The 11,980-nt window shown below is 75.4% G+C and carries 16 protein-coding genes; 5 read left to right on the forward strand and 11 right to left on the reverse strand.

Going from position 1 to position 11,980, the window contains the following annotated elements:
• A partial coding sequence (locus V9U69_RS07135; protein ID WP_337060774.1) for a MarR family winged helix-turn-helix transcriptional regulator occupies positions 1 to 457 on the forward strand: 457 nt, incomplete at its 5' end.
• Here V9U69_RS07135 and cynS read toward each other — a convergent pair.
• From cynS to V9U69_RS07155, 4 genes are all read right to left on the reverse strand, one after another.
• Positions 445 to 912 carry a cyanase gene (gene cynS, locus V9U69_RS07140; protein ID WP_442907654.1) on the reverse strand — a complete coding sequence of 156 codons (468 nt, stop codon included), beginning with the start codon at positions 910 to 912 and terminating at the stop codon, positions 445 to 447. The two genes, V9U69_RS07135 and cynS, sit on opposite strands and share 13 nt — an antisense overlap.
• Before the next feature lie 44 nt (positions 913 to 956).
• Positions 957 to 1,811 carry a formate/nitrite transporter family protein gene (locus tag V9U69_RS07145; protein WP_442907652.1) on the reverse strand — a complete coding sequence of 285 codons (855 nt, stop codon included), beginning with the start codon at positions 1,809 to 1,811 and terminating at the stop codon, positions 957 to 959.
• A 192-nt stretch (positions 1,812 to 2,003) separates the two neighbouring features.
• The gene (locus V9U69_RS07150) at positions 2,004 to 3,863 is read right to left on the reverse strand and encodes an ABC transporter ATP-binding protein (protein WP_442907653.1); all 1,860 of its coding nucleotides are present in this window, start codon (positions 3,861 to 3,863) and stop codon (positions 2,004 to 2,006) included.
• 92 nt (positions 3,864 to 3,955) lie between these two features.
• Entirely contained in the window at positions 3,956 to 4,309 is a 354-nt protein-coding gene (locus V9U69_RS07155; protein WP_337060779.1) for a hypothetical protein, read from the reverse strand.
• Between the two features lie 107 nt (positions 4,310 to 4,416).
• Here V9U69_RS07155 and V9U69_RS07160 point away from each other — a divergent pair, with 107 nt between their 5' ends.
• Positions 4,417 to 5,418 carry an MsnO8 family LLM class oxidoreductase gene (locus V9U69_RS07160; protein ID WP_337060781.1) on the forward strand — a complete coding sequence of 334 codons (1,002 nt, stop codon included), beginning with the start codon at positions 4,417 to 4,419 and terminating at the stop codon, positions 5,416 to 5,418.
• Between the two features lie 24 nt (positions 5,419 to 5,442).
• Here V9U69_RS07160 and V9U69_RS07165 read toward each other — a convergent pair whose 3' ends face one another.
• Positions 5,443 to 6,528, reverse strand: a complete 1,086-nt coding sequence (locus tag V9U69_RS07165) for a carboxylate-amine ligase (protein ID WP_337060782.1) — start codon at positions 6,526 to 6,528, stop codon at positions 5,443 to 5,445.
• A gap of 125 nt (positions 6,529 to 6,653) precedes the next feature.
• On the opposite strand from V9U69_RS07165, the gene V9U69_RS07170 reads away from it, so the two are divergent.
• Positions 6,654 to 7,118, forward strand: a complete 465-nt coding sequence (locus tag V9U69_RS07170; RefSeq protein ID WP_337060784.1) for a PPOX class F420-dependent oxidoreductase — start codon at positions 6,654 to 6,656, stop codon at positions 7,116 to 7,118.
• A gap of 35 nt (positions 7,119 to 7,153) precedes the next feature.
• On the opposite strand, the gene V9U69_RS07175 is transcribed toward V9U69_RS07170, so the two are convergent.
• Complete coding sequence (locus tag V9U69_RS07175; RefSeq protein WP_337060786.1) at positions 7,154 to 7,324, reverse strand: DUF1059 domain-containing protein; 171 nt, start codon at positions 7,322 to 7,324, stop codon at positions 7,154 to 7,156.
• Positions 7,321 to 8,556: an EAL domain-containing protein gene (locus V9U69_RS07180; RefSeq protein WP_337060788.1), complete on the reverse strand. Its 1,236-nt coding sequence runs from the start codon at positions 8,554 to 8,556 to the stop codon at positions 7,321 to 7,323. The genes V9U69_RS07175 and V9U69_RS07180 overlap by 4 nt, the downstream gene beginning before the upstream one ends.
• A 223-nt stretch (positions 8,557 to 8,779) precedes the next feature.
• Here V9U69_RS07180 and V9U69_RS07185 point away from each other — a divergent pair, with 223 nt between their 5' ends.
• On the forward strand, positions 8,780 to 8,971 hold the full coding sequence (locus tag V9U69_RS07185) for a FitA-like ribbon-helix-helix domain-containing protein (RefSeq protein ID WP_337060799.1): 192 nt from the start codon (positions 8,780 to 8,782) through the stop codon (positions 8,969 to 8,971).
• The gene (locus tag V9U69_RS07190) at positions 8,968 to 9,354 is read left to right on the forward strand and encodes a type II toxin-antitoxin system death-on-curing family toxin (RefSeq protein ID WP_337060790.1); all 387 of its coding nucleotides are present in this window, start codon (positions 8,968 to 8,970) and stop codon (positions 9,352 to 9,354) included. The genes V9U69_RS07185 and V9U69_RS07190 overlap by 4 nt, the downstream gene beginning before the upstream one ends.
• Before the next feature lie 33 nt (positions 9,355 to 9,387).
• On the opposite strand, the gene V9U69_RS07195 is transcribed toward V9U69_RS07190, so the two are convergent.
• The 4 genes from V9U69_RS07195 to V9U69_RS07210 form a co-directional block, all read right to left on the reverse strand.
• A complete protein-coding gene (locus V9U69_RS07195) occupies positions 9,388 to 9,666 on the reverse strand; it encodes a hypothetical protein (protein WP_337060792.1) in 279 nt (92 codons plus the stop codon).
• Positions 9,667 to 9,987: 321 nt separating this feature from the next.
• Positions 9,988 to 10,635, reverse strand: a complete 648-nt coding sequence (locus tag V9U69_RS07200; protein ID WP_337060794.1) for a nucleotidyltransferase domain-containing protein — start codon at positions 10,633 to 10,635, stop codon at positions 9,988 to 9,990.
• A 174-nt stretch (positions 10,636 to 10,809) separates the two neighbouring features.
• Complete coding sequence (locus tag V9U69_RS07205; protein WP_337060795.1) at positions 10,810 to 11,214, reverse strand: hypothetical protein; 405 nt, start codon at positions 11,212 to 11,214, stop codon at positions 10,810 to 10,812.
• Between the two features lie 315 nt (positions 11,215 to 11,529).
• A partial coding sequence (locus V9U69_RS07210) for a ribbon-helix-helix domain-containing protein (RefSeq protein WP_337060797.1) occupies positions 11,530 to 11,980 on the reverse strand: 451 nt, incomplete at its 5' end.

Raw genomic sequence — 11,980 nt, forward strand, 5'->3', positions numbered from 1 at the left:
CGCCGACCGCGCCCCGGGACGCACCCGGACCGCGGTCGAGGCGTGGGAGGCGGTCTTCCGGCTGCAGGCCACCCTGCTGCGCCGCTTCGCCGAGGACGACGTGTGGGGCGGGCTGAGCGTGCGCGAGTACGACGTGCTGCACACGCTGACGCGGTGCGCCGGGCAGCGCGCCCGGCTGGGTGAGCTCAGCGAGCGGGTGTACCTGCCGCAGCCGTCGCTGAGCCGGCTGGTGGACCGCCTGCAGCGGCAGGGCCTGCTCGCGCGCGAGGCCGACCCGGCCGACGGTCGCGGTGTCGTCGTCGCCCTCACCGACGCCGGCGCGCAGCGGCAGCGGGAGGTCGGCGGCCGGCACGCCGCCGCGATCGCCCGTCACCTGGGGCACGTCGATGCCGCCGAGCTGCGCGAGCTGACCCGCCTGGCGGCGCGGGCGCTCCCGCCGGACGCTCACCAGCGGTAGTCGAGGAACTTCCCGTCGAAGGTGACGACGACGCGGTCGCCGTCGGGGTCCGGCCGACGGGCGATGTCGACCCTGAAGTTGATGGCGCTCATGATGCCGTCGCCGAACTCCTCGTGGATGAGCTCCTTCAGCGCCGGGCCGTACACCGACAGCGCCTCGTGGAAGCGGTAGACCGTCGGGTCCGACGCCAGCGCCGGGTCGCTGCCGCGGTACGGCTGGTCCTGCAGGGCGGCCACGACCGCCTCGTCCAGGCCGAGGAGCGCACCGACGGTCCGCGCCTGCTCGGCGGTCATCGGGTGCTGCCCCAGCAGGGCCGCGGTCGTCCACACCAGCGGGGCGCCGAGCCGGTCGGCGATCTCGGCCCAGCTCAGGCCGGTGCGCGTGCGGGCGGCGCGCACGAGGGCGGCGGCCTGCGCCTTGGTCACGGATGCTGTCGTCGGGGGCGGCGTCGTCAGGCTCACGGGGGTTCCTCCGTCGTCGTCGGGTGCGGCGGGGCGCGTCAGCGGGTGGGGGCGGGAACCTCGTCGCGCACGCCGACCTGGGCGGGCACGGTGCGCGGGCGCCCGGTGCGGGCGTGGGTGGTGTACAGGGCCAGGCCGACGAACGTCAGGCCGCCGACGAGGTTGCCCAGGACGGTGGGGATCTCGTTCCACACCAGGTAGTCGCCCAGGGAGTACGAGCCACCCAGCAGCAGGCCCGTCGGGAACAGGAACATGTTGACGACCGAGTGCTCGAAGCCCATGTAGAAGAACACGATGATGGGCATCCACATCGCGATGACCTTGCCGGAGACGCTGGTGGACATCAGCGCCCCGACGACGCCGGTGGAGACCATCCAGTTGCACAGGACGCCGCGCACGAACAGCGTGAGCATGCCGGCGGCACCGTACTCGGCGTACCCGACGGTGCGGGCCTCACCGATCTCGCCCAGGCGCTGCCCGACCTCGTCGGGGTCCACCGCGAAGCCGTAGGTGACGACGATCGACATCATCAGCGCCACGGTCAGCGCCCCGGCGAGGTTGCCGGTGAACACCAGGCCCCAGTTGCGCAGCATCGAGCGCCACGTGACCCCGGGGCGGCGGTCGATCAGGGCCAGCGGCACGAGCGTGAACACGCCCGTCAGCAGGTCGAACCCGAGCAGGTAGAGGATGCAGAAACCGACGGGGAACAGCAGCGCCCCGACCAGGGCGTCGCCGGTCTGCACGGTGACCGTGACGGCGAACGCGGCCGCCAGGGCGAGGATCGCCCCGGCCATGTAGGCGCGCACGAGGGTGTCGCGCGTGGACATCAGGACCTTGGACTGCCCGGCGTCGATCATCTTCGTGACGAAGTCGGTGGGGCTCACGTAGGACACGGCGCTCGCTCCGGAGGGGTCGGCGGGCCGCGGACGGGCGGCCCGCGGCGGTGGGCTCGGGCGCCAGCGTGGTGCGTGCGTGTTTCCCCGCGGTCAGCCGGGCGTGTCGGGCGCGTCACATCTCGCTCACGACGGCCGGGGGCGCTGTGAGGTCTCAGCCGGTGCCCGCGCCGGCGCGGTCGCCGGGCACGGTCACGGCAGGGCGAACTGGGTGGCGTGCAGGTGCGCGTAGCGCCCGCCCAGGGCGACCAGCTCGGCGTGGGTTCCCCGCTCGACGACCCGGCCGTGCTCGAGCACGAGGATCTGGTCGGCGCCGCGGACGGTGGACAGGCGGTGGGCGATGACCAGGGCGGTGCGGCCGGCCAGCGCCTCGTCGAGGGCGGCCTGCACGGCGGCCTCGGAGGCGGAGTCCAGGGAGGCGGTGGCCTCGTCGAGGACGACGACGCGCGGCTGCGCCAGCAGCAGCCGGGCGATGGTCAGGCGCTGGCGCTCCCCGCCGGAGAAGCGGTAGCCGCGCTCGCCGACCACGGTGTCCAGCCCCTCCGGCAGCGCCGCGACCAGCTCACCGAGGCGGGCGCGCTCCAGCGCCTCCAGCAGTTCGCCGTCGCTCGCGCCGGGGCGGGCCAGCTGCAGGTTCGAGCGCAGCGTCTCGTGGAACAGGTGCCCGTCCTGGGTGACCACGCCCACGGCCTGCCGGATCGAGGCGGCGCTGAGCTCGCGCACGTCCACCCCGCCCAGGCGCACCGCCCCGCCGGTGACGTCGTACAGGCGCGCCAGCAGCTGCGCGAGCGTGGACTTGCCCGCCCCGGAGGAGCCGACGAGGGCGACGACCTGGCCGGGTTCGACGCGGAAGGACACGTCGTGCACGACGGGGACGCCGCCGCGCGCGTCGAGGACGGCGACGTCCTCCAGGGAGGCCAGGGAGACCTCGGAGGCGGCCGGGTAGGCGAAGTCGACGTGGTCGAACTCCACGGTCAGCGGCCCGGCCGGCATCGGGCGGGGGTGTTGCGGTTCGCGCACCAGCGGCACCAGGTCCAGCACCTCGAAGACCCGCTCGAAGCTGACCAGGGCGCTCATGATGTCCACCCGGGCGCCGGCGAGCGCCGTCAGCGGGGCGTACAGGCGCGTCAGCAGCAGGGCCAGGGTGACGATGCTGCCGGCGTCCAGCCCCCCGCCGACGGCGATGAGGCCGCCGACGCCGTACACCAGGGCCAGTGCCAGGGCCGAGGCGAGCGTCAGGGCGGTGAGGAACACGGAGTTCAGCACGGCGGTGCGCACCCCGATGTCGCGCACGCGCCGGGCGGCCAGCGCGAAGGCGCGCGACTCGTCCTCGGGGCGGCCGAACAGCTTCACCAGGGTGGCGCCGGGGGCGGAGAAGCGTTCCGTGGACTGGTTGGTCATGGCGGCGTTCAGCTGCGCGGCCTCGCGCGAGAGGGCGGCCAGGCGCCGGCCCATGCGCTGGGCGGGCACCAGGAACACCGGCAGCAGCAGCAGGGCGAGCACCGTCACCCGCCAGGAGGTGCTGAGCATCACCCCGGCGGTCAGCACCACCGCGACGGCGTTGCCCACGACGCCGGAGAGGGTTCCGGAGAACGCCCGCTGGGCGCCGAGGACGTCGCTGTTCAGGCGGCTGACCAGGGCACCGGTGCGGGTGCGGTTGAAGAACGCCACGGGCATGCGCTGCACGTGGTCGAACACGCGGGTGCGCAGGTCGAGGATGAGGTCCTCGCCCAGGGTGGACGACAGCCAGCGCACCCACAGCCCCAGGCCCGCCTCGGCGAGGGCGACCAGGGCGATGAGCAGCGCCAGCACCAGCACGAGGCGGCGGTCGCCGGCGGTGACGGCCTCCACGACGCGGCCGGCCAGCACCGGGGAGGCCACCGCCAGCACCGCGGTGAGCACGCTGCCGACGACGAACACGGCCAGCCGGGCGCGCCGCTCCCTCGCCAGGGCCAGGACCCGGCGCACGGTGGTGCGCGAGACGGGCCGCTGCTGCTGCTCCGCGCTGGTGGCTCTCCACAGGGAGTGCCTGGCGGCCGACTCCATCGACACCCCAGCAGGCTAGGCCGCTCCCGCGGTCGGGACGGTCCCGGCGGCGCCGGGAGGGGCGCGGGGCGGGCGGTGGGAGCGGGGCCCGGCGGGCGTCACCTCCCGCTGGACGGCCACCGGACCGTGATCGTGGTCGTCTCCTCCGTGGGTGAGGACTCCCACGTGTGCGACTCCCCCGGGTACCACAGGACGTAGTCCCCGGACGTGCGCAGCAGGACCTCCCCCTCGCGGAACCTGATGCGCTGGGAACCGCTGACCAGCACGCACAGCGACGTCTGCGGCTCCGGTTCCGTCCACTCGTCGTCGCGGGAGCCGGGGGCCAGGCGTGCCCACTTCACCTCCACCTCGCCGGTGGCCAGCTCCGGTGCGCGCCCCTCCTTGAAGCGCCCGAGCAGCCAGCCGCCGTCCTCGGCGCCGTCGACGTCCGCGTTCCCCGCGTGCCAGCTCACGGCGACGATCCTGCCGCCGCGCCGGTGCACCGACCAGCCGGCGCGGGAGCACGACGAGGGAGCACGGCGGGACGCAGCGGCCCGGGCCGGGTGTTGCACCCGGCACCATGCCCGCACCCGCCACGCCCGCCCTGTCGCTGCTGGACCGCACCCGCACCACCGCCCCGCCCGGAGGGGGTGCGGGCGACGACGCCGCCGCGGTGCGCGCCACGGTCGCGCGCGCGGTGCGGGCGCAAGCGCTGGGGTACCACCGGTTCTGGGTGGCCGAGCACCACGCCGTGCCCGGCGTGGTCGGCCCGGCGCCGGCGGTGCTGCTGGGGGCCGTCGCCGCGGCGCTGGAGCCGTCCTCGGCGCTGCGGATCGGTTCCGGCGGGGTGATGCTGCCCAACCACGTCCCGCTGGTGGTCGCCGAGCAGTTCGCCGTCCTGCAGGCCCTGCGCCCCGGCCGCGTCGACCTGGGGGTGGGCCGTTCGGCCGGTTTCACGGCCCCGGTGCGCCGGGCGCTGCGCGCCCCCGGCAGCGACGCGGAGGAGTTCACCGCCCGGCTGTCCGAGCTGCTGGACCTGCTGCACGGGCGCACGCCGGTGACGGTCCGCCCGCACGTGCCGGCGCCGCCGGTGGCGGTGCTGGCCACCGGTGCCGGTCTGGTGACCGCCGCGCACCTGGGCCTGCCCGTCGTGGTGGGCGGCCCGGCGCTGGACGACCCGGCGCGGCTGGCGCAGTACCGGGAACGGTTCGTCGACCGCGGGCACGGCGGCCCGCGCGTGAGCGTGCTGGCCGACGTGCTCGTCGCCGACGACGCCGCCGCGGCCCGGCGCGAGCTGCTGCCGCAGGCGTGGTCGCTGGCGGTCTCGCGCACCCGCGGGGAGTTCCCGCCGCTGCCGGCGCCCGGCGACGTCGACCCGGGCCGCCTCACGGCCCGCGAGCGCCGCACGGTGGACGCTGTGCTCGGGCAGAGCGTCGTCGGGACCGAGGCGGAGGTCCGCGAGCAGGTCGGCGACCTGCTGGGGCGGCTCGGGGCCGCCGAGCTCCTGGTCGCCACGACCGTGCACGACCCGGAGCTGCAGGTGGAGTCCGACGCGCGCCTGGCCGACGCGCTGCTCGGCTGACGGGCGGCTGCGGGCAGGCGCCCCTCAGCCCTGCCCCGGCTCGTCCAGCGTGAGCCGCGCCGCGCGGCGCAGCATCGACGGCACGCCCCCGGCCGCGACGGCCTCGCGCTGCCAGCGCGCACCGGTGCCGCGCTCGAGCACCGCGGCGGTGCCCGCGCGCGCGGCGTCCTCGTCGCCGTTGCGGGCCAGGGCGGGCGCGACGTGCTCGAGCAGGTCGGCGACGACCTGCGCGGCCGGGCGCGGCGTGCCCGTCAGCGGGTGGACCAGCTCGCCGTCCACGCCGTCGCGGGCCGCGCGCCACGACGCCAGGCGCAGCACCTCCGCGCTCACGTCCGGGGCGGGCCGGCCGGCGCGGTGCCCGGCGACCGCGGTGTCCGCCAGGGCGCGCACCAGGGTGGCCAGGAGCACGGCGTCGTCCACGCGCAGGCACACGTCGGCCACCCGCACCTCCACCGTGGGGTAGCGCGCCGAGAGGCGGACGTCGAAGTAGACCATCCCCGCGTCCAGCGGCACGCCGGTGGCGAGGACGCGGCGCACCAGGGCGTCGTAGCCGGCGGCGTCGCCCACCGCGGGAGCGGGCCCGGCGGTGGGCCAGCGGTCCCACACCCGGGAGCGGTAGCTGGCGTGGCCGGTGTCCTCGCCCTGCCAGTAGGGGGAGTTCCCGCTCAGCGCCAGCAGCACCGGCGCCCACGGCCGCAGTCCGTCCAGCACCACCGCGCCCTCGTCGCGGTCGGCGACGCCCACGTGCACGTGGCAGCCGCAGGTCAGCTGCTCGCGCGAGAGGAGCCCGAAGCGCTCGCGCAGCCGCTCGTAGCGCGGGCCGGGCGACAGGGTCGGTTCCCCGCTGTCCGGGTGGGTTCCCAGCGCCAGCAGCGCGCTGCCGCCCCCGCGGGCGGCGGCGGCCAGCTCGCGGCGGCGCCCCAGCAGGTCGGCGCGCAGCTCCCGCGGCGAGGTGTGCGGGGTGCTGCCGGTCTCGACCTGCTCGCGGTGCAGCTCGCTCTCGCCGTGCCCGTCGGCCAGCACGCGCAGCACCCGGGGGGCGTCCGGGCGCGCGGTGCCGTCGACGGGGTCGGCCAGCAGGTACTCCTCCTCCACCCCGACGGTGCGCACGCGAGCCCTCCCGACGTCGATCCCGGTCCGGCGGCCAGTCCACCACGGCGGCCCGCCGGGCACGCGCCGGGCGCGTGCGGGGTGCACGACGGTGGTGCGGGCGCGGCGGCGGTAGCGTGCGGCACGTGCCCCCCACCGTCGCCACCACCACCCGCGTCGACCGCGACGGGCTGCTGGAGTTCGCCCGCGGCCGCCACCACGTCGTGCTGCTCACCCACCGCGCCGACGGCTCGCCGCAGATGTCGCCGGTCACCGCCGGCGTCGACGCCGCGGGCCGGTTCGTGGTCTCCACCTACCCCGAGCGCGCCAAGACGGCCAACGCCCGCCGCGACGCGCGCGCCAGCGTGCTGGTGCTCTCCGACGACTTCGGGGGCGCGTGGGTGCAGGTCGACGGCACCGTGGAGGTGCTGGACCTGCCCGAGGCGCTGGAGCCGCTGGTGGAGTACTTCCGCTGCATCTCCGGCGAGCACCCCGACTGGGACGAGTACCGCGAGGCGATGACGCGGCAGGGCAAGTGCCTGCTGCGCATCACGCCCGAGCGGTGGGGGCCGGTGGCCACCGGCGGCTTCCCGGCGCGCCTGGCGGACTGACGCCGGGCCCGCGCCGGAACCCCGGCGCCGGGCGCTCAGGCGTCGCGGATCCGCTCCTGCACCGCGCGCACGAGGGCCTCGTCCGGTTCCAGGCCGTGGTCGCGGCGCGCGTGCTCGCCGACCTGCGCCAGCACCGCCTCCTGGTCCTGGCCGAGGAACTCGCGCAGGCAGCCGGGCACCACGTCCCCGCAGCGGAACGCCTTCACGCCGGCACCCCCCGCCCGCTGGCCGCCCCGGCGACCCGGGCGGCACCACCGCCCTCGTGCGCCGCGGCCAGGTCCAGCACCACGTCCTCCACACCCACCACCCCCACGTAGCGGCCGGTGGCGTCGGTGCACACCAGCGGGTCGAAGCGCACCGCGGCGGGCCGGGAGACGGCCCGGGCCGCGGCCTCGGGCACGGCCGTCTCCGGCGCCAGGGTGCTGGCCACCTCGCGCACGCGCGGTTCCGCGCCGGGGCGCTCCCCCGGCAGCACGAGCACGCGCGGCACGTCGAGCTCGTCGAGCACGACGACGGGTGCGGGGTCCTCGCTCGCCGCGCGCACCGCGTCGGCGACCGTGCGGCACGTCTTGGTGCGCCGCGCCAGCCGCCCGGTGGCCGCGGGGGTCTCCTGCTGCCCCGGCGGGGCGGCGGGGGCCGCGCCGAGCAGTCGCCGGGCCTCCAGCGACAGGGGGGCGAACCGGTCCGCGGGGCGGGCCAGCAGGAAGCCCTGCACGAGCGGGACGCCCATGGAGCGCAGCACGTCCAGCTCGGCGGGCGTCTCCACCCCCTCGGCGATCACCCAGGCGTCCAGGCGGTCGGCGCACTCCCCGAGGAAGCGCACCACCGAGCGCTTGACGAGGTCGCCGTCCAGGCCGCGCACGAGCTGCAGGTCCACCTTGAGCACGTCGGGGCGCACCACCGCCATGCGCAGCAGGCCGGAGTGGCCCGTGCCCACGTCGTCCAGGGCGATGCGCGCACCGCGCGAGCGCAGCACGGCCAGCGGCCCGGCCAGCGCCGCGGCGTCGCAGTCGGTGTGCTCGGTGACCTCCACGACCAGCGACGTGAGGTCCTGCGCGCCCAGCAGCTCCAGGACGCGGTCCTCGCCCAGCGAGGAGGGGGCGGCGTTGACGGTGAGGAACGTGCCGTGCGGCAGCCGGCGGCGCAGCGGCAGCGCGGCGCGCAGCACGAGCGCGTCGAGCTCGGCGGCGCGGCCCAGCGCCCGGGCGGCCGCGAACCACTCCTCCGGCCCGTGCGCGTCCCCGCGCACGGGGGCGAAGCGGGAGAGGACCTCGTAGCCGGCCACGCGCCCGGCCGCGACGTCCACGACCGGGTGCAGGACCAGCCGCAGCCGCTCGGGGTGGGCGGCGAGGTCGTCCAGCCGGCGCTGCCAGCGCTGCAGGTGGCGCGGGAGATCACCGGTGCCGGCCGACGCGTCCGGTGCTGCCGCGTTCGCCACGTCCGCCTCCTCCCCGTCGTCGCCGGCGGGTGTCGGGGCCGCCCACCGGTAGGCGCCCGGCGAGCATAGTGCTGTGACCACATGGTCACAGCTCGTGCTGGTTTTCCCTGGGGTCGGAAGGCTCTTCAGACCCGCGAGCAGGGGGCAGGCGGGCTTCGCGGTCGAGCCGCTGTCCACGTGCCTGACCTGACTGGTACCACAGCGGTACCATCAGCCTGTGGCGATGAACCTCCGGCTGACCGATGACGAGACCGAAGCCCTGCGTCGGCGAGCTGAGCAGGAGGGCCGATCCATGCAGGAGGTCGCCCGCACCGCCATCAGCGAGTACGTCTCCGACCGCCCCACCCGCCTGCGCGCCGCCATCGACCGAGTGCGCACCGAGGACGCTGAACTCCTGGCCCGCCTCGCCCGGTGACTGAACCGGACCGCCCGACCGACCACCTGAGCACCGAGGACCTGCTGGAGATCGCCGTCGGCGTCGTCGACGACGTGCAGGTCCGCGACGCGGGCCTGCTGGCCTCGGCCGCCGCGCGCCCGCGCACCACCGTCTTCGGCCGCCAGGCCTACCCCACCCTGGCCGACCAGGCCGCCGCACTGATGCACTCCCTGGCCCGCAACCCCCCACTGGTCGACGGCAACAAGCGCCTGGCCTGGTCAGCCGCACGCGTCTTCTGCCGGCTCAACGGCACCGACCTGGTCATGGACGTCGACGACGCCGAACGGATGATCCTGGCCGTAGCCGCCGGAGACCTCGACGCCGCGGAACTGGCGAAGGTGATCAGCCGACACCTCGAGTGAACGCACGGTCATCCCGCGCTGCGGCGCACCCGGTCAGGACGCCTGGAGGCTCACCGAGACGACGAGCGCGCCGTCCGCCGGCTGGACCTGCCCGGGTGCGGCCTGCTGCGGTGACCGATCGGTGTACCCCCACCACGCCGGCGCCTCGAGGCTGAAGGTGCCCGGCGCACCGGCAAGCACCAGCAGGTGCCAGCCCGCGAAGCGGGCCAGCATGCCCGTGAAGGCGAAGCCCGGCGGCGGGGAAGGGATGACCCAGCCCGGCCGGGGATCGATCCCGCAGTCCACCCGGACGTCCAGCCCCTGCTGCACCACGTGCCGTCGTGCCGTCTGCAGGGGCGTCCCTCTTCCACCTGCACGCTCACCGCGTCATCCACGCCCTGCCGGTCGGCGACGTGCAGCGAGGTGCGAGGAGCCGGTCCACCCTGCGCCCGCCCGTGCGCCTGCACTCGGGCTTGGACGGTCACCAGCCAGTGCATCCCCAGCGGCAGCGGCAGGTCGTCGTAGATGATCGCCTCGCTCACGGCGTCAGCGTGCCAACAGCTGTACCTCACCGCGAGAATCTGGGCCACGCCCGATCTTCAGCAGGGCGCGAACGAGCGAGCCTGCTGCACCAACCGCGCGGTCATCCCGCTGTCACGGTGATGCGACGGCCCGCAGCTGCTCGATCCACGGGTGCGTCGCGTCGGTCAGCTGCAGAGCCTCGATCAGCCAGATGCGGCGGGAGCTGTCGAGCGCCTCCGCGACCTGGGCGAAGTCGGCCTCGTCCTTCGCGCGCGGGCCGGCGCTCTTGTAGAGCAGCTGCACCTCCGGTGCCAGCACAGCCCACTGCGCTGTGGAGGCAGGACCGCTGAGCGTGCGCCAGGCTCGGCGGACCCGGGCGTCTCGGCGGTAGACCCACTCCTGCTCACCCCCGGCGCCGGCATCGACGAGGTCATCGACGAGGTCGTCGACCATCAGCTGCAGGCGCCAGTCCGCGGTGGAGGTGGGCCGGCACCAGATGTCGTGCACACCCCGCGGCAGCTCCTCACCCACCGGCCAAGGTCGCAGCGTGCCCGGCGGGCCGGCGGCGTGCACGTCCCACCCGGCCAGCTGCTCCCGCAGCCGGGCCAGGTGCGGGCGCAGCACCAGGACGTCGATGTCGTCGTGCTGCCGGGTGCGCCGGCCCAGGTGCAGGTCGATCGCCCAACCACCGGCGATCCACCAGGGCACCTCAGTCCGGCGCAGCAGGTGGGCCACCTCGTCGGGGTCCATCGGCGACCAGGACCCCAGCTCGCTGCTCACCCGCCACAGCCTGGCGCACCGCCGAGGCGTGGGCCGACCTCGCGGTCATCCCGCCGACCCCGCGCACTGGTCCTGAAAGCTGCGAGGTCGGGTAAGCGCACATCGACCACGGCGCGGCGTGCCACCACCTCACGGCCCGGTGGTCCACCGCCTGGGCGTGGTGGCTGAGCCGCTCTAGTACCGGTCGATGGTCGCTCGGCAGGCCACCCGAACAACGTGCCGGGTGTAGTCGAGAGCCGTGATCTCCACCTTGCCCCCGCCAGCGGCGGAGGGAAGCTGCTCCCGATGGCGACGCGAGAGCTCCACCACATCGGGCGCGACCGACGCGACCAGCTCCCCGAACCGGTGCACGTCCGCCACCGACAGGTGACGCGTCGACCCTGCCGGCATGGAAGCTGACGACTCCTCCAGCACCCGCAGGGTTCCCCCCAACCACTCCTTGATCACGACGTGTTGCTCGCCGACCCACACCCCCGCCACGTGCAGACGCCCCTCGTGCTCGGCGCTGAGATCACCGAGGCCGATGCCGCGGCACCACTTGGGGATCAGCCGCAAGGACATCTCCAGGTCATCAGGCATGGAGAGATCGAACCTGTCGTGCACTGCGAGCCTCCCGTGGACGATGGTGCGCGCCGTCGCACTGGGACCGTACGAACGGGAACACGCCGCCCGTAGCGAGCCAGAAGGTGAGCGCTCGCATCGGCAGCACCGCATGAAGCCCCCCCGCCACAAGGTCGCCACGCTTCGTGCTCTTCGCCCGCACGGGTCGAGCATCACCGCCCACCCGGCTCACGTCATCAGGGTCATCCCCCAGGTCAACCCTGAAGCAGGGGCACTGGTCAACGAAGCGACCGCTCGTCGACGCACTCGCGGTCATCCCGCGAAGCGGCGCATTCACCGGTGGCCTCGCAGGGCCAGATGCAGCCTCAGAGCATCGTCGAGAGCGTCCAGCGCTTCGGACGGCAGCCGCCCCAGAGCCGGTCCCAGCCGATCCACCGAGACGGCCGGTCGTCGCTGACGACGACCGCAGGTCGGCGCTTGCACGCCTCGCTGCCCCGCACCGGGGCGAAGTCGACGAGGCGGATGCTGGTGGGTCAGCGCCCGGACGGCCTGCTGGACCGCCGCGGAGCGCGACGGCAGACCGGCCTGGCGCACGTGCTCGTCGAGGGCGGCGACGTCGGCGTCGGACAGGCTGATGCTGAGCTTCACGAGCCGATGCCGCTCAGGCAGCACCCCCTTTGCCACCGCCAGCACCCGCTGCTGCCGCGCGTGTCGCCGACCGCCCGGATCCGCCGATGGCCGAGTGATTGCAGAACGGAGCCAGTGGCGCCAGAATGGCGCCGTG

The organism is Kineococcus sp. G2, assembly GCF_037154035.1.
Lineage (GTDB): Bacteria > Actinomycetota > Actinomycetes > Actinomycetales > Kineococcaceae > Kineococcus.

Coding starts and splice junctions, on each gene's coding strand:
- V9U69_RS07160 (WP_337060781.1), top strand. CDS start 4,417: ATGCCCGCACCCGCCACGCCCGCCCTGTCGCTGCTGGACCGCACCCGC.
- V9U69_RS07185 (WP_337060799.1), top strand. CDS start 8,780: ATGAACCTCCGGCTGACCGATGACGAGACCGAAGCCCTGCGTCGGCGA.
- V9U69_RS07205 (WP_337060795.1), bottom strand. CDS start 11,214: ATGCCTGATGACCTGGAGATGTCCTTGCGGCTGATCCCCAAGTGGTGC.